The organism is Streptomyces sp. NPDC040622 (assembly GCF_055593965.1).
In genome coordinates this window covers 1-15,387 of sequence record NZ_JBVIXD010000022.1, presented here as the reverse complement: position 1 = coordinate 15,387, position 15,387 = coordinate 1, and the positions used below count along the sequence as shown (strand labels likewise).

Here is a 15,387-nt window from a genome sequence, read left to right as displayed (position 1 = left end):
ACCCGCATGAGGCCTTGGGAACCGTGATTGTCGCCACTGCCGTCCCCGTCAAAGGGCAACCGCAGCGAAGGGACAACAGCGCTCCGGCCCGTCGGAGGAGGGCGGAGCTCAGGTACACAGCAGCCAGGGACGACGTGGCGGACAATCGGGGGATGCCGTGCTACGTATTCATTTCGGTTCCACAGACATAGCCCGCACCAGGATCGCCGAGGACCGGACCCACTGTGGGGAGACCGTCCTGAGCCTGCACCAACTGCACGAGACGAGGCGGGAGCCGGTCCTCGACATCTGGCGCCGCCGCAGGTGCCCGCGCGGTATCCGCGCCCTGCGGATGCTGGCCCCACTGATGCCACCGCGCGGGTACTTCCCGGATTTCCTCACGCCCGCCGAGTCCTCGGGCGGGCTGGAGTGCGGAATCGATGCCGTACTCGCCACCCCGCGGCGTCAACTGACCGGCGAACTCGCCCTGTTGTCGCACCACAGCCCACTGCCTTCCTGGGTTCGGCAACTGGCCGAGGGCGAGACGAGCACACTGCACCACCTGGGCCGGCCCCTGCGCGACTACTACGCCTCCGTCCTGAAGCCGGGCTGGCGGGACGTCACCGCCCGCATCGAGAACGACCGACGCCACCGGACCGAGGCTCAGAGCCGGCTCGGAACCGAGGAGATGCTGCGCACCTTCGTACCCGTGCTGCGCTGGCAATCCCCCGTCCTGAGCGCGGACTACCCGGTGAGGAGGGACGTTCACCTGAAGGGGCGCGGACTGCTGCTCGTCCCCTCCTACTTCTGCCGTCGCACTCCTGTCGCCCTGCTGGACGAGACCCTGTGGCCGGTCCTGGTCTACCCCGCGCAACCGCTCCGCTCCGACACGCCCGCCGCGGCGCACACCCGGCTGGCGCCGCTCCTCGGCCACACCCGCGCGGCAGTCCTGCAGGCGCTCCGCACGCCCCGCACCACCAGCGAGCTGGCCCACTGCGCGGGCGTGTCCCTCTCCTCCGCCAGCGAGCACGCCTCCGTACTGCGCCGTGCCGGCCTCGTCGCCAGCACCAGGCAACGTCACCACATGCGCCACACACTCACTCAACTCGGCGACCATCTGCTCACCGGATCCCCGGTCGGACAGATCCCGTCCGCGCCGTCCTCGGCCTGACCGGAATGCGGCGAGGGACCGTTGCCGCGCTCGTAGGATGCCTGGATGCCCGGACCGACAAGAATGAGCCGCCGCACATGGGTTGCCGCGTGGGCGGTGCCGTGCGCGATCGGCACAGCCGCCACCGTCGGGCTCAACTCCTCCTCAGCACCGGACCCGCGGCCCGCGAAGCCTGTCAGCGCCGAGTGCGGCAAGTACATCGCGGAGATCGAGGCGCAGCCGGCCAAGGCCAGGCAGGACGGCAAGGGAGGGGAAGACGGCCTGCTGGCCTTCGCGCGAGTCCGGCCCGCGGACGAGGAGGACTGCAGCGACGAGCTCCGCGACCGCTTCCGCGGCGATCGGTGAGACGCGGTACACGGCTCACCGGGACGGCAGGGCCGGCCGCGGGACTCTTGGTATCGCGGACCGCCGTCCTTTGACGCTCGTCGTGTCGTGAGCGAGCCGCCCGGACATGTTGGCCGCGCCAATCGCCTGGGTGGCCCGTCACTCACCTCACACAGCCGTCACGGAAGCCGCCGACTGTCCCGTCAGTCTCCCTCGTCACGTACGCGGACGGCTCGGCGAAAGCCACCATGGACAAGCTCTCCACGGCCGTCGGCACGTGTACCGCGGGCTTCACCGCGACGGCGGGCAACAGCAGCAGCACCTACGACGCGGTTGCCTCCGATTCCGCCGCCGCGCAGCCCGGTGCGGATGGATCGACCGCCTTCAGGGCCACGATGAAGTTCAAGGGCGTCACCCACACGATGCGCACCCAGGTCGTCCGCCACGGCGACACCCTCGCCGTCTATTTCGCGGTGGACGGCATGGCCCTCGCCCAGGGCCGCCCCGGAGACGCGAAGGTCGCCGCCGCGGTCACGAAGGCGCAGAACGTGAAGCTGGGATGACGACGCTGGGGAGGGCAACGCGGGGCCGGATCGGGCGATGACCGAGGTCTGGTCGCCAAGTCGACGAGTCACCACGCCAGGCTCACTGACTGGCGGCCAGCACTGCCGCGAGGCCCTCTCGCAGGTCGTTGACGAAATACTCGGGAACTTCCAGCGCCGGGAAATGGCCGCCGCTTTCGGGTTCCGTCCACCGGACGATCTGCCGGTACCGCTCCTGTGCCCAGGGACGCGGACACTTCTCGACGTCGCGGGGATACATGGTGAGTGCCGACGGGACGTCGACCCGAAGGCCGGGATCCAGTGAGTTGTGGCTTTCGTAGTAGATGCGGGCCGCCGATGCGCCGGTCCGCGTCAGCCAGTACAGGGTGACGTCGTCCAGGATGCTGTCCCTGGAAATCGTCTCGAACGGGCTGTCCTCGGTGTCCGACCACTCGGCGAACTTGTCGAGGATCCAGGCGAGGAGCCCGACCGGTGAATCGACGAGCGAGTAGCCGATGGTCTGGGGCCGGGTCGCCTGCTGCTTCGCGTAGGCCGCGCGGTGGCTCCAGAAATCGCGGGTCTCCTCGGCCCATTCGCGCTCGACCGGCGTCAGCCCGTCGGTGGTCAGCCCGGGCGGTCCTTCCGCGAACGTGGTGTGGATGCCGAGAACGTGCGCCGGGAACCTGCCGCCGAGGACCGTGGTGATATTGCCTCCCCAGTCACCGCCGTGGGCCACGAACTTGCTGTATCCGAGCCTTCCCATCAGTTCCACCCAGGCGGCCGCGATCTTCTCGGTTCCCCACCCGGTGATGGCCGGCTTGTCGCTGTAGCCGAAGCCCGGGAGCGACGGAACCACGACGTGGAACGCCGGCGCGGCCGCGTCCTTCGGATCCGCCAACTCCTCCACCACATCGGTGAACCGGGCAATGCTGTCCGGCCAGCCGTGCGTCAGGAGCAGAGGGGTGGCATCCGCGCGGGTGGACCGGCGGTGCAGGAAGTGGATCCCCAGATCATCGATCGTCGTGCGGAACTGGCCGATCCGGTTGAGGCGCTCCTCGAACGCCCGCCAGTCGTATCCGGTACGCCAGTAATTCACGACATCGACGAGGTCGGCGAGCGGAACGCCCTGTTCCCATCGGCGCGGGCCGGGCGCGGCGCGATGGACCGTCTCGGCCTCCGGCAGCCGCGCCGCGGCCAGTCGCGCACGCAGATCATCGAGGTCGGCGTCAGTCGCACGGGCTGCAAAAGCTTCCACGTCACTGGTCGGACGGGGCATGAGACCTCCTGGCCGTCGCGGAACCGGCCACGGCCTTCGCGGAACCGGCTAAGACGGTTCTACTCTCCTTTCGCGCCGAAGCGCAACCGGCTAAGGTGGTTCCATGCCTACTGAGTTCCCTGACTTCCGCCTCGGCACTGTGCTGGCGACCAGCTTCACGGGGACTCTGTCGGAGCGTCATGGCAACGCTGTGGAGCGCATTCCCGCACCGCGGCGACTCGTCGACTGGCTGGCGGTGTACGGCCTCGCCGTGGCCTCCTGCACCACGGCCCAGCTCGACCGCGCCCGGGAGCTGAGGGAGTCGATTCACGCTGCCGCTACAGCGGCCGCGACCCAGGACGCTCTCCCCGCGGCTGCCGTCCACGTCATCAACGAGTGCAGCGTTCAGGGCCGGGCCGCGGCCGTCCTGACGCCCGAGGGCGAGCGGCGATGGCAGCTCGGCACCGTTTCTTCCGTCGAAGACGCCCTCAGCGTGATCGCTGCTGACGCGGTCAGCATCATCGCGGGTGAACGAGACGGAAAACTGGCCTTGTGCGCATCGCCGACCTGCCAGGCCGCCTTCTTCGACACCAGCCAGAGCCGCACCCGCAGATGGTGCGACATGAACACGTGCGGGAATCGCCAGAAGAAGGCGCGCTTCAACGCCAACCAGCGCAAGAACCCCGCGTCAGCGAAGTAGCCGTTGACTCGGCGCGCCCAACTGGGCTTTGAGCGCAGGGGCAGCGGCATCGGACCCGGTCAGCGGCGGCGGCCAAGGACCGCCGCAGGCCTCGCGCCGGACCCGAGCCGATGCGGCGTGCAGTAGGAGCTCCGGGCAGCCAGGGCCACCAGCCAGGTCCGCAGATTGCGCGCCTCGGGCAATTCGGGGGCGACGGCCCGAAGCCAGATGCCCCGAGCGCCGTCCTCGGCCTCGTCCTCGGCCTCGCTGCCCAGAATGCGTCCCCGCCGCTGGATTCCGCGTCGCGACCCGCGCCCGCAATCCCCCGCAGGAGGGACCGGAACCCACACGAGTGATCGAACACAGCATCACAGCTCCCTGCGCGCGGACACGGAAGGGCAGGACACCCCTATTCGAAATCCCGTCCTACATTTCGCCCCCGTGCACCCGTGACGGGGACAAGAAGCGGCCCGTTACCCGATCACCTGTCCGCTTCTCACCCCGAGGAATCGTCATGCATCCCGCACGCCGTCCTGCGCTGCTTCATCCTGTGTTCGAACATTCCGGTGCCACCATGGGCACGCACGCGGGCAACGTCACCCTCGCCGCCCGTACCGCCCTCGCCGCTCTCTCCGACGGGTCACGTCCGGATACGAGGTACCGGGCATGACGGGCTCCACCGGTCTTCCGCGGCCGACACACGGTCGAGCGCCTCACGCGGGAGGGACGGCGTCGAGCGAGGCTCCCCCGCTCCTGCTGATCGCGGACGTGGCACAGATCCTGCTCCGGTCCAACGGCGCGGCCCTGTGCGTACGCCGTAAGCCAGGGAGGCACGAGAGGCAAGAGGGGCAAGAGCAGTCGGAGAAGTCGGAGAAGTCGGAGAAATCAGCGCGGCCGGACAAGTCGGCAGAGCCAGACGCAGCCCTCGCGCCCGGACAACTCACCGTCGTGGGCGGCCACCTCGCCGCCGGCGAGCCGCTGGACCACGCGGCTCGCCGCGGAGCGCAGGCCAAGACCGGGGTGCGCGTCGACGCCGACCGTCAGGAGTTCTGCGGTCTTCTCCATCACCACCAGCCCGGCGGCACGGACCGGATCACCGCGGTCTTCGTGGCGCAGTCGTGGGCCGGCGAACCGTACAACGCCGAGCCGGACAAGCATGAAGGGCTGTTCTGGGTATCGATGGAGAAGCCGCCCGCCGACTGCCACCCCTACACCACCCACATCTTCCACATGCTCATCCACGGCCCGTCCTACCGGGCGCTGAACTGGCCGTCGCAGGGAGGAAGCGAGTGAAGCGGTTCTTCGGCAAGGTCCGCATGGCCGAGCCTCAGGTCTCCGATGCGGAGCGCGAGCTGTTCGGCGGACCACTGCGTTATGACATGGGCTGGTCCCAACACGAGCACGCGGGGCTGGACTTGACCATGCGGTCAGCACTGCGCCAGATGCCCAACCTCGTGGGCGCCGCCCTGCGGATGGCCTGGAGCGCTGATCGCCGGGCACTCGTTGCCGTGGCGATCAGCGAACTCGGCCAGGGCATCGCCGCCGCGGTCGGTCTGCTTGCCGTCAACGCGGTGATGCACGCGCTGTTGGGGGCGGGGGACGCCGTCGAGCGGCTGCACGGCCTGCTGCCGGGCCTGCTCGCCGCCGCGGGTGTCGCCGTCGTGAACTCCGCCCTGGCCGGCTGGTCGACCTCGCGGGCCGGTCGTCTGGAACCGAAGGTCGAGCGGATCGCCACCACGCAGTACCTGGCCGCGGCGACCGCCGTCGAGCTCGAGGCCATCGACGATCCGGACTTCCGCCGCCTGATCGACATCGCCCAGTACGGGCCCGCCTCCGCGCGCCGCATGATCGGCGCCTGTGTCTCCGCGCTGAACAGCAGCATCTCGCTGATCGCCACGGCCGGTGTGCTCACCGTCCTGCATCCGGCGCTGCTGCCCATGCTGCTGGTCATCGCCGCACCCCGCAGCTGGGGCGCCATGCGGGTCGCGCAGGAACGCTATGTGTCGATGATGAGCTGGATCGAGCACCTGCGGGCCAGCCGTCTCATCGGGAACCTGCTCACCGAGCGGACGGCCGCCCAAGAGGTACGCATCCACGCCGTCGGCCCCTTCCTCCTCGACCGGTACCGGCGCATGGCCGCGAGCGCGGAGTCGGAACAGGAACGCCTGGCGTCCAGCAAGGCCGTCACCGAATGGGTCGCCTCCGCGCTGTCCGGGCTCGCGATGGCCGCCACGTACGGAAGCATGATCTGGCTCATCATGGCCGGACACATGGGACTCGCCGTCGCCGGCACCGCTGTGATCGCGGTGCGGACCGGGTCGGCGAGCCTGGGCGCCCTGGTGATGAACATCAACCAGCTGCACGAGGAGTCCCTCTACGTCCGCGACCACGGGCGGTTCCTGATCGAGGCCGCCCAACGCGCCATCCCGCAGACCGGCGGCCCCGTCCCCGGCCAGGTCGGGCAGGTCTCCCTGGAACACGTCACCTACCGGTACCCCGACCGCGACGCACCGGCCCTGGACGACGTGACGCTCACCTTCCCCATGGGGTCGGTCACCGCCGTGGTGGGCGAGAACGGCTCCGGCAAGAGCACGTTGATGAAGATTCTGTCCGGTCTGCTCCTGCCGCAGGCCGGAACCGTGAAGTGGGGAGGGGCCGACGTCTCCGGGCTGAAGCGCTCCCAGGTGTTCGACCGCGTCTCCCTGCTCACCCAGGACTTCCAACGGTGGCCCGTGACCGCCGCGATGAACATCCGCATCGGCCGTCCCGGCCACGACGCCTCGGCGCAGGACCTGCAGACATCCGTCGACTACGCCGGAGCCGGCCCGGTGACCGCCAAGCTCCCCAACGGCCTGGACAGCATGCTCGGCCGTCTGTTCCGCGGAGCCATCGAACTCTCAGGCGGCGAATGGCAGAAGATGGGCCTGGCCCGTACGCACTGGCGCAGCGCCACCTCGCGGGCCGACAGCGTCCTCATCGTGGACGAGCCCACCTCCGCGCTCGATCCCGAGGCCGAGATCGCGGCATTCGACCGCATCCGCCGCCTGGCCGCGCCGCACCGGGCCGTCGTCCTCGTCACCCACAGGATGTCAGCCGTCCGTCACGCCGACCACATCTACGTCCTCGACCAAGGAGGCCTCGCCGAACACGGCACGCACGACGACCTCATCGCCGCGCGCGGCCGGTACGCCGCCATGTTCGGCACCCAGGCCGCCCAGTACGCCCCCACCGCCCCCACCGCCGACATCCCGAACCCCACCGCACCCAGCGTCACGGACCCCGCATGACCGGCTCGCACGGGTCAGGGCTCGGGGCAGTGCTCGGGTCAGGGCTCGGGGCAGTGCTCGATGGCCTCGAAGGTGTCGGCGTGCGTCTCGCGCCGCCCCAACGGGACCGGCGCGCGGCGCGAGTGGCTGTCGAGGCGTCAGGGCCGAGACAGGGCCGGGGCGACCGCACGCACTGTCCACGGCCCTGGAGGAGAACGCCGAACAGACCCACCGGCTCCTGGCCCTCGTGCTGGACGCCGCGCACGGGGTACCACGTGGAAGCGCCAGCAGTCCTGACTGAGAGGACGAAGGCAAGGGCAAGGGCAAGGGCAAGTATGCGGGCCCGGGGCGATGAGCCGCCGAAGGAGCACCCGGCGCGGCATGCACGCCGGGTGCTCACGGGGGCGAGGCGGAGCCGAACTAGCCGATGTGGTCCGCCGGGCCCACTTCCAGCCAGGTGTAGCGGTCTGCCGGGGTGTCCTTGGCGCGGAGTTCGTGGGTCGTCTCCAGGAGGAGTCCCGTGTCGGGATCGATGACGTAGCGGTCCTTCGCCGTCCGGTTCGTCACGTCCTTGTCCGTCCCTGACCCCGTACTGAACGACGAATTGCGCGTGATCTCGACGGCGACCCCGGCGCGGCCCTTGCTGTCCCGCACGTCGCCGACGAGTTTCGCGCCGGGGGTGTCCGCGAGGATCCGGAAGAGCGTCGCCCGCAGCTTGGGGCTCGCCGGGGAGTCCTCCAGGAGGATCGCGACCTGATCGAACCGGCGGACAGCGTCCTCAGGGAAGAGCGCGGCGAGGGCCTTCTGACTGGTCGGCAGCTTGTCCAGCGCCGGCCAGGACAGCCACTCCTCCCCCACGGGCCACCGCTTCACCTTGCCCTGCTTGCCCTGCCCGGCGGCCTGCCCGGCCTGCTTGCCCTGCTTTCCGACGGCGGGCTCGTGGACCGTGCCGTCCGCGTCGACGGACCAGATGCGGCCCTCTCGGTCGAAGTAGGTGGTGTCCGTGCGCCGCCCGTCGTCCTGGTTGGCCGTCTCCACCCGTACCTTCCAGTACGGCGGGTGCGTGGCGGGCGCCCCCGCCGCCACCGCCGCCATGTCGTCGAGGAACTGGCTCGCCGAGGCCGTCGCCGCCGGCTCGCCGCCCATGTCGAGGACGGGATACGCCACGGCCCCCACGGCGATCGCGGCCACGGCGGCAGCGGTGACGAACAGCCTTCGCCCGCGCATGCGGGGGCAAAGCCGCGCGGCCAACGGCACGGGAGCCACCTCGGGCCGTGCGGCGGAGAGGGTCCCGGTCCGCGTGGCGAGGGCCCTCTCGTCACGCGCGGCGCGGGCCACCGTCGCCTGCGCGGACGCCACCGTTCCGGGAGAGGGCGGCGCCACGGCGCCCGCCGCGATCAGCTCCGCGGCACCGGGGAAGTCGAGCGGGCTGGTGGATCCGGAGAGATCGATGAGTTCGGTGGGGTCGGTGAGTTCGGCGGATTCGTTGGACTCGGTGCGTTCGCTCATGCCAGGTCTCCTGTCAGCTTGAGGGGGGCGTCGGCGCGCAGCCGGTGCCGGGCGCGGTACAGCCGTGAGCGGGCGGTGCCCGCCGGGATGCCGACGACCGCGGCGGCCTCGCCGGGTGTCAGTTGTTCCCAGGCGACGAGCAGCAGCAACTCGCGCTCCTCGGCGGGGAGTTCCATCAGCAGGGTGCGCAGCCGTGGCGCGACGGCTGCCGCGTCGAGCCGCGCGTCCACCGCTTCCCATGGGTCGTCGCGGCTGTCGCCGGCCGGTCCTGGCCGCTGTCGTTCGGTACGCCGCCAGTGCGCCGACAGGACGTTCCTGGCCACGCCGAACAGCCAGGCGCGCGCGGGTCCGCGGCTCGCGTCGAAGCCGTGGCGGGTGGTGTAGGCCTGGAGCCAGGCCTCGGCCAGCAGATCGTCCGCCGCGTGCGGCGCACGCCGCGCGAAGTAGCCGTGCAGCGCCGCCGAGTGGCGCCGCACGAGCGGCTCGAAGGCCGAGGCGTCCCGTGCGGCACGAGTCAGCAAGTCCTCGTCCGGGGTCGCGTCGTACGTTGCCGGGCCGTCCCGTTCGTCCGGTGTCACGGGCCCTCCTTCTCCGACCGCCGGTCGGCGGTCTCATCCCGTACTTGGCGTCAGCTGCCCGCAGCGTTCGCGAACCCCGTCGTCGCCCCGCGCAAGAGGCACAAGAGGCTTGTTGGGCCGGCCCGATCGTCTCGCATGAGGAGGACAACGGGATCGGCCGGCAACTGACCTGAGCAGGAGCCGCCGGGGGGACGGGCGTACGATGCGGGGCAATGCCTCCCAAGCCGCCGGGGAAAATCACTGGGCTGCCGGACGCGCTCTAGGCATGATCGACTCGTGGACATCTACCTGGAGACCGAGCGCCTCACCCTGCGGCGCTTCACCGCCGACGACGCGGACCTGCTGATCGAGCTGGACAGCGACCCGGCGGTGATGCGCTATCTGAGCGGCGGCATTCCGACCGCGCCGGAGCTCGTCCGTGAGCGCCACCTGCCGAACATCCTCGGCGGCTACGAGAAGTGGGGCGGTGACCTCGGGCTTTTCGCCGCGCAGGAGAAGGACGGCGGCGCGTTCGTCGGCTGGTTCATCCTGCGCCCCGAGCCGGAGGGGCCGCTGGACGAAGTCGAACTCGGCTATCGGCTGCGGCAGACGGCGTGGGGCAAGGGGTACGCCACCGAGGGCTCGCGGGCCTTGTTGGGCAAGGCGTTCACGGAGCTCGGCGTGCGCATGGTCTGGGCCGAGACGATGTCCGTGAACCAAGGCTCGCGCAACATCATGGAGAAGCTCGCCATGACACTCGCGGCCACCATCGCCACCCCCTCCGACATGGAGATGATCGAGGGCTCCGAGCACGGAGGCGTACGGTACGAGATCACCAAGGAGCAATGGGAGCAGCAGTAGCCATCGTGCGTACGGTGCGCTCGGCAGGGGCGAAGGCCCTCTGAACCCCTCTCTGAACCCGGCGACGCGGAGTCCGCCACTCCACCCCGGCCGTCCAGGAGGTCTCGGACCCGGCGCATCACGACGACGCCGTGGCCCGCACCCGGGCCACGGCGATCGAATCCTTCACTGTCGGCGCGCTCCGCGCTCCGCGCTCCGCGCTCCGCGCCCTCGGCGTCGGCGTCGGCGTCGGCGTCGGCGTCGGCGTCGGCGGGGTCACCCGCCCGAGGCTCGCGCCGCGACGGCTTCTTAGCGCACGGTCACGTTGAAGACCGGCGACAGGGTGGCGCCGCTCTGCACGCGGAGGTCGTTCTTGCCCTTCAGGCCGAGCTTGACGCGCAGGGAGTACGCGCCGGACTTGTTGACGGTCGTGCTGGCGGGCAGCGTCTTCCACGCGCCGCGCTGCTTCTGCTGCAGGCTCACCTTGCTGCCGGCCTTGATGCCCGTCGCCTTGCCGCTGACGCGCAGTTCCTGCCAGGCCTTCACGGAGGTCGCGGACGGCTTGGCGGTCAGCGAGGCCTTCGCCTTCGCGGTGGGGCTGGTCTTCTGGGTGCCGAGCTTCTTGCCGGTCTTGACGTCCCAGATCGTGTACGGAACGCCGCCGCCCTGCGTCTTGCTGTACAGGCGCTTGCCGTCGGCGCTCAGGTGCACGTAAATGCCGTCCTCGACGGTCTGCCCCGGCTTGATGACCTTGCCGTTGTAGTACGGCTGACCGCCCTTGACGGTGATCACGACGTCGGCGCCGATGTCGATCTTGATCGTCTTCGCGGCGGCGGCCGCGGCGGGCTGTACGGCGGCGGGACGCTCGGAGGCGGGCGAGCTCGCCAGGGCCGCTGCGGCCGGAGCCAGCAGGGCCGTACCGGCGATGACCGAGATGGTGGCGGTACGCAGGGCGCTGCGGCGGTGAGTGACGGTGCGCATAACGGCGGTGTTCCCCTTCACGATGCGGTGGCTGCTCTCGCGCGACGCGAACCCACCGGTCGAGTGGATGTGCGCGGTACAGACGTGTTTCTCTCTGTTGTCCGGCGAGTGCGAAATAAAGGTAAATCACCGACCATTGCATCCACTTGAAGGTTATGTAACGGTGCCCCGTAGATCACCACACGGGTGTGTGTCAGGGGTCACTCCGTGAGGGAGACGCGAGGAAGCGGGGCCCGGTTCGCAGCCGGGTGAGCGTCGCCTGACACGGCCGTGACCGCATAGCTCAGATCGTGGGCCGTCAGGGACGAAGGGGCCATCCGCAGCCACACCGTTCCGCGCTGTTCAGGATCGTCGTACAGGTAACGGACGAAGCGTGGATCCCAGCGGGACTCGTCCGCGCCCAGATAACGGACCAACTTGCGGCGCCCGCGCGGAACGTCGAAGGGCACGAGTTCGGCACGGCCACGGGCGGTGACCTGCTGGACCAGGCCCGTGGCGATGTCACATACGTCCACCACCAGAGCGATCCGCGCATCCGCTCCCAGCCGGTGGAACAGCTTGGTCCAGGGCCCGGTCAGCACCCAGAAGGCGCCTTCCTCCCACAGAAACCACACGGGCCGCACGCTCGGCCCGTCGGTGGCGATGCGCGCGGTGAGCGGCCGGCCGAGGAAGACATCAATGTCAAAGGGAGGAGGCGTCACCTCTCGATGCTCGGCCTTGCCACCGCCACCGAACACCCCGACCTTCGACCTAGGTCGACCCCGCCGGCAGACCTGCTGTCCGTTTGGCCGCGACCGCCGCCACGGGCTCGAAGACGGCGGCTCCTCCGCAGGCGAGCACGCAGACCGGGGCGAGGGCGGCGGATTGTGCGGCCAATTGTTCGATGGCGCGAGGCCCGGTGACCGGTTCACCGGCGCACCGGGCGTCGGGCGTCGGGCGTCGGGCGTCGGGCGTCGGGCGGATGGGACTCGGGAAGCCGGCGCCGTACGCCACCGTCGGCCAAGGCGCGACCTCGCACTGATCGACGCGGTCGACCTCGCCGCCGCCATCGTCGATTCCGTGACCCACGAACAAACCTTGACCGGACGGTCAAGGGCTACGAGCAGATCATGCACCCCCGCGGGGCATCCGCAGCCGAGGAATCCGCCCGCGCCCTCGACCTCTGAGCACGGCCGATGGCCGCCTGGCCCAAGGAGAAGCGGTGGTCGAGCAGGACGGCGTCTTGTCGCCCCAGTAACCTCCTCAGTCGGGAGCACCCGGAGGCACTCCGTCAGTGACACTATGGCTCAGCGACCGGTGCCGAAGATCGCTTCGAGCACGCGAAGCGCCCGGTCACGCACGTCGTCATACCTCCAGGTACGCGGACCTCTCTGCCTCAGGTTGATGCGGCGCGAATCGACGCGAGAGGCGGGGTGAGGACCACGATGCCCGTACCGGGAACGACGGCTGTCCTGGCACTGTTGCCGGAGGCCGAACCGCTGCTGGAACTGGCCGCCCAAGTGGACGCGCGGGCGGTGCGGCCGGGCGTCCCCGCACATGCCACGCTGCTCTACCCCTGGCTGCCTGCCGACCTGATCGGTGCGAAGGAGCTCGAGCGGTTGCGGGCCGCGCTGGTGCGGGCCGCCCCAGGGGCCGGGCGGATTCCCGTCCGACTGACCGAGGTGGAGCGGACCGGTGGGTTCGTCGGCGTCCCGGTGCCCGAACTGCACAGCCTGGCCACCGCCCTTCGCGCCGCGTTCCCCGAACAGATCCCCTACGGGGGCCGGTTCGGGCAGGACCCGCCGGTGCACCTCACCGTGTCACTGGACGCGGATGCCTCCACCGCCGCCGACATCGCGCGTCGCGCCACCGGCCGCCTCCCGATCAGCACCGAGGTGTCCGCCGTGCACGTGGTCGCTCTCACATCCGACGGTTGGCAGAACCTGGCCGATGTGTCCCTCGCCGCTTTGGGGACTCATGGTTGGCGAGGTTGTTGAGCGACTGATCGGCGCGCGGCGGACCAAGGGTCCTACGTGCTGACCGAGAGGCGTCGCAGCGCACGCTGATCGGACCGGTGCCGGTGCCGGTGCCGGTGCCGGTGCCGGTGCCGGTGCCGGCCACGCTGGTCTCCCGCATCAGCAGCTCGTTCGGTGCTCCGCTCATCCCCACGGTTGCCCGCGACTTTCATGAGGCGCTGAGGACGGCGCAGTGGTCGCTGACCGTGGCGCTGCTCGTCGGCCGCGGACTACAAGGCGTCGAGCTCGGGTTGGCACCGTCGGCGATGGCCACCGCCCGGGACGAACTGCCTGTCACCGTGCTGGATACCGTCTGGCCATCCCGTTCGAAGTCCAAGTGGTACTTCACCAAGGCGTCGGCGATTTCGCCGACCGCGCCGCCAAGTCCCAGCAGTCGACGCGCCCGGCCGTTTTGACGCCGCGTTCCGTACCGATGAAACGGCCGGGGCCGGGCTGGTCGACTGCCAGGTCGTGCGTTCCGGCGACTTCTTCATCAGCACGCCGAACGCGCCGAGACCCTGAAGCCCGGCGACACCTTCCGCACATGATGCAAAGCCTGCAGCCGACCATCTGAAAAGGCCCACCGCGATCTCCGAGATGGGCCCCTTTCCCGCCTCACTACACGAACAGACTCCAGTGGGAGACCGCTCCCACGAGGCCGCCCGTGCTGGCGAGCCAGCCGATCAGAGTCAGCGACATCGACAGCCGGAGGTGCCTTCCTGCGTCCACGCGCAAGCCATGCCTCCCCAGACTCAGCTGCCAGGTCGCCGGCTCGCCGGTCACCGGCTCGCTCTTCTCGTTCTCGTTCACGGCCCTCTTCCTCTTCTCCCGCTCCGCCTGGAGGCCCCGGACGCCGGGCAGGACTGTGCGGCCGACTCCATGGCACCGCAGGTGCCTGCCGCCGATCCAGGAATCGGTCCGGACCCGCACGAATCCGAACCGTGCGGGCCGGTCCCCGAAAACTGGAGGTCTGCCGCCGAAAAGCGCAGAGCTGTCCTCGAACTTCACCGAGCCTCCGCGAAGTTCGAGGAAGTTCGCCGAACGGCGGGAATGTTCGACAACGGGCCCCTACGCTTTCCCTACTCAGGGGAGAGGACACGGCCTTGCCCGACCACGCGTTAGAGCGGACAGAGGCGGCTGAGCTGATAGCGGCCCACGACCGGTCCCTCCGCGAGTTCGCCGAGGCCCTCGGCCTGCTGCACATCGACTGCGGAGCCCCGCCTCGCTCCGACCTCACCAAGGGCGCGAAAGCCGCAGGACGCTGTTCCTTGCCCGCCTCCTCGCTCACCGAAGTGTTCCAGGGGCGCCGCCTCCCCAAGCTCGACTTCGTCGTTGAGCTGATCCGGCAGCTGCGGCCCGGCGATCCGGCGGTGCTGGACGAATGGCGCGAGCGCTGGCGTAACGTCAAACGCGCCGAACAGAAGGCGGCTCCCGCCCGCAGAGCCTTGCGAACCCACGGCGAAGAACCCGTCGCCCTCTCCGTCGTGCCGCCTCCTGAACCCCGTGGCAACGGCGAGGATCCCGCTCGCGACGCCCACGCGGAACCCGCCCCGCGGGACACCTCGGGTCAAGACCTTCACGAACAGGCTCTCCCCCGCGAGGCCGTCGAGAGCGTCCTGTTCAACGTCATGGCAACCGTGGCGGAGCAGGCGCAGGAGGGGGCCGACCCGACCGTGGCCATGGCCAAGGTGGGCGCGCTCCTCTATCAGTGGCTCGAAGACGGACTCGATCCGTCAAAGGGCAGCACGTCGCTCCCGGACATGCCGGGCGTGGCCATGGAACCCGGGGGCCCTCGCACGGCCATGCCGAAGTCGCTCGCCGACGCGAGCGGGTACACGGCGCTGCGGTTCGCTCCCCCCACGCCCCCTCCGGCGGCCGAGGCGGCCCTCGTCGCCGATGAACTGCCCTGGACCAAGGAAGAACGCCGTACGGGATGCCCGGTGTGCCGGACCCTGTCCACGACCTTCGACCGGGACTGGGCGTGCGACGGGTGCGGCAGTTTCTGCGTCAGGAGCAGCGACGGCCAGGTCTTCCTGGACGCGCCCCGGGGCAGGCGCCCCTCCGAGGTCAACGCCTACATCTGTCTCGTCTGCGATCTCCTCGTACACCCGATCAAGATGAAGAGCGCGGACTGTCCCAGATGTGACGCCAACCTGGTCCCGGGCGCATTGGGCCGCCGCTGACCGTCCTTTCCGCTAGCGCCCGTCTGACAATTCCCGTCGGAGCAGCGAGCGTCCGCCGAGCCGGCAGTCCGGAGGTGCTCCGACCGTCCGGCGGGTCTTGCCGGGCC

General features: G+C 70.1%; 17 protein-coding genes. 10 read left to right on the top strand and 7 right to left on the bottom strand.

Annotated elements, in window-relative coordinates; genetic code table 11:
• Positions 1-157 precede the first annotated feature (157 nt).
• From ACZ592_RS37740 to ACZ592_RS37730, 3 genes are all read left to right on the top strand, one after another.
• On the top strand, positions 158-1,150 hold the full coding sequence (locus ACZ592_RS37740; protein WP_471586272.1) for an ArsR/SmtB family transcription factor: 993 nt from the start codon (positions 158-160) through the stop codon (positions 1,148-1,150).
• 45 nt (positions 1,151-1,195) lie between these two features.
• The gene (locus ACZ592_RS37735; protein ID WP_471586271.1) at positions 1,196-1,495 is read left to right on the top strand and encodes a hypothetical protein; all 300 of its coding nucleotides are present in this window, start codon (positions 1,196-1,198) and stop codon (positions 1,493-1,495) included.
• 227 nt (positions 1,496-1,722) lie between these two features.
• Positions 1,723-2,037, top strand: coding sequence for a hypothetical protein (locus ACZ592_RS37730; RefSeq protein ID WP_471586270.1), 315 nt, complete (start codon positions 1,723-1,725; stop codon positions 2,035-2,037).
• An 82-nt stretch (positions 2,038-2,119) separates the two neighbouring features.
• On the opposite strand, the gene ACZ592_RS37725 is transcribed toward ACZ592_RS37730, so the two are convergent.
• On the bottom strand, positions 2,120-3,292 hold the full coding sequence (locus ACZ592_RS37725; RefSeq protein ID WP_471586269.1) for an epoxide hydrolase family protein: 1,173 nt from the start codon (positions 3,290-3,292) through the stop codon (positions 2,120-2,122).
• A gap of 103 nt (positions 3,293-3,395) precedes the next feature.
• Between ACZ592_RS37725 and ACZ592_RS37720 the strand changes: the two genes are divergently transcribed.
• The 3 genes from ACZ592_RS37720 (at position 3,396) to ACZ592_RS37710 (ending at position 7,237) form a co-directional block, all read left to right on the top strand.
• Positions 3,396-3,971: a CGNR zinc finger domain-containing protein gene (locus tag ACZ592_RS37720; RefSeq protein ID WP_471586268.1), complete on the top strand. Its 576-nt coding sequence runs from the start codon at positions 3,396-3,398 to the stop codon at positions 3,969-3,971.
• A gap of 645 nt (positions 3,972-4,616) precedes the next feature.
• Complete coding sequence (locus ACZ592_RS37715; protein WP_471586267.1) at positions 4,617-5,243, top strand: NUDIX domain-containing protein; 627 nt, start codon at positions 4,617-4,619, stop codon at positions 5,241-5,243.
• 23 nt (positions 5,244-5,266) lie between these two features.
• On the top strand, positions 5,267-7,237 hold the full coding sequence (locus tag ACZ592_RS37710) for an ABC transporter ATP-binding protein (RefSeq protein WP_471586303.1): 1,971 nt from the start codon (positions 5,267-5,269) through the stop codon (positions 7,235-7,237).
• Between the two features lie 399 nt (positions 7,238-7,636).
• Here ACZ592_RS37710 and ACZ592_RS37705 read toward each other — a convergent pair whose 3' ends face one another.
• On the bottom strand, positions 7,637-8,725 hold the full coding sequence (locus ACZ592_RS37705) for a hypothetical protein (RefSeq protein ID WP_471586266.1): 1,089 nt from the start codon (positions 8,723-8,725) through the stop codon (positions 7,637-7,639).
• Positions 8,722-9,303, bottom strand: coding sequence for an RNA polymerase sigma factor (locus ACZ592_RS37700; RefSeq protein WP_471586265.1), 582 nt, complete (start codon positions 9,301-9,303; stop codon positions 8,722-8,724). The genes ACZ592_RS37705 and ACZ592_RS37700 overlap by 4 nt, the downstream gene beginning before the upstream one ends.
• A gap of 276 nt (positions 9,304-9,579) precedes the next feature.
• Here ACZ592_RS37700 and ACZ592_RS37695 point away from each other — a divergent pair, with 276 nt between their 5' ends.
• Positions 9,580-10,143 (top strand): GNAT family N-acetyltransferase, encoded by a 564-nt coding sequence (locus tag ACZ592_RS37695; protein WP_471586264.1) that lies wholly within the window; start codon positions 9,580-9,582, stop codon positions 10,141-10,143.
• 288 nt (positions 10,144-10,431) lie between these two features.
• On the opposite strand, the gene ACZ592_RS37690 is transcribed toward ACZ592_RS37695, so the two are convergent.
• The 3 genes from ACZ592_RS37690 to ACZ592_RS37680 all read right to left on the bottom strand — a co-directional run bounded on the left by ACZ592_RS37690 (position 10,432) and on the right by ACZ592_RS37680 (position 12,171).
• Entirely contained in the window at positions 10,432-11,103 is a 672-nt protein-coding gene (locus ACZ592_RS37690) for a hypothetical protein (RefSeq protein WP_471586263.1), read from the bottom strand.
• A 200-nt stretch (positions 11,104-11,303) separates the two neighbouring features.
• Complete coding sequence (locus ACZ592_RS37685) at positions 11,304-11,840, bottom strand: pyridoxamine 5'-phosphate oxidase family protein (RefSeq protein ID WP_471586262.1); 537 nt, start codon at positions 11,838-11,840, stop codon at positions 11,304-11,306.
• A 13-nt stretch (positions 11,841-11,853) separates the two neighbouring features.
• The gene (locus ACZ592_RS37680; protein ID WP_471586261.1) at positions 11,854-12,171 is read right to left on the bottom strand and encodes a hypothetical protein; all 318 of its coding nucleotides are present in this window, start codon (positions 12,169-12,171) and stop codon (positions 11,854-11,856) included.
• 356 nt (positions 12,172-12,527) lie between these two features.
• Between ACZ592_RS37680 and ACZ592_RS37675 the strand changes: the two genes are divergently transcribed.
• Together ACZ592_RS37675 and ACZ592_RS37670 are read left to right on the top strand one after the other, a co-directional pair.
• Positions 12,528-13,079 (top strand): 2'-5' RNA ligase family protein, encoded by a 552-nt coding sequence (locus ACZ592_RS37675; RefSeq protein WP_471586260.1) that lies wholly within the window; start codon positions 12,528-12,530, stop codon positions 13,077-13,079.
• Between the two features lie 77 nt (positions 13,080-13,156).
• Positions 13,157-13,513, top strand: a complete 357-nt coding sequence (locus ACZ592_RS37670; protein ID WP_471586259.1) for a hypothetical protein — start codon at positions 13,157-13,159, stop codon at positions 13,511-13,513.
• 202 nt (positions 13,514-13,715) lie between these two features.
• On the opposite strand, the gene ACZ592_RS37665 is transcribed toward ACZ592_RS37670, so the two are convergent.
• Positions 13,716-13,907 (bottom strand): hypothetical protein, encoded by a 192-nt coding sequence (locus ACZ592_RS37665; protein WP_471586258.1) that lies wholly within the window; start codon positions 13,905-13,907, stop codon positions 13,716-13,718.
• Positions 13,908-14,200: 293 nt separating this feature from the next.
• On the opposite strand from ACZ592_RS37665, the gene ACZ592_RS37660 reads away from it, so the two are divergent.
• A complete protein-coding gene (locus ACZ592_RS37660) occupies positions 14,201-15,280 on the top strand; it encodes a hypothetical protein (protein WP_471586257.1) in 1,080 nt (359 codons plus the stop codon).
• Positions 15,281-15,387 lie beyond the last annotated feature (107 nt).

What these genes read in the sequence shown, in the direction of transcription:
- ACZ592_RS37720 (WP_471586268.1), top strand. Translation starts at nt 3,396, where the DNA reads ATGCCTACTGAGTTCCCTGACTTCCGCCTCGGCACTGTGCTGGCGACC.
- ACZ592_RS37690 (WP_471586263.1), bottom strand. Translation starts at nt 11,103, where the DNA reads ATGCGCACCGTCACTCACCGCCGCAGCGCCCTGCGTACCGCCACCATC.
- ACZ592_RS37725 (WP_471586269.1), bottom strand. Translation starts at nt 3,292, where the DNA reads ATGCCCCGTCCGACCAGTGACGTGGAAGCTTTTGCAGCCCGTGCGACT.
- ACZ592_RS37730 (WP_471586270.1), top strand. Translation starts at nt 1,723, where the DNA reads ATGGACAAGCTCTCCACGGCCGTCGGCACGTGTACCGCGGGCTTCACC.
- ACZ592_RS37675 (WP_471586260.1), top strand. Translation starts at nt 12,528, where the DNA reads ATGCCCGTACCGGGAACGACGGCTGTCCTGGCACTGTTGCCGGAGGCC.
- ACZ592_RS37715 (WP_471586267.1), top strand. Translation starts at nt 4,617, where the DNA reads ATGACGGGCTCCACCGGTCTTCCGCGGCCGACACACGGTCGAGCGCCT.
- ACZ592_RS37705 (WP_471586266.1), bottom strand. Translation starts at nt 8,725, where the DNA reads ATGAGCGAACGCACCGAGTCCAACGAATCCGCCGAACTCACCGACCCC.
- ACZ592_RS37710 (WP_471586303.1), top strand. Translation starts at nt 5,267, where the DNA reads ATGGCCGAGCCTCAGGTCTCCGATGCGGAGCGCGAGCTGTTCGGCGGA.
- ACZ592_RS37735 (WP_471586271.1), top strand. Translation starts at nt 1,196, where the DNA reads ATGCCCGGACCGACAAGAATGAGCCGCCGCACATGGGTTGCCGCGTGG.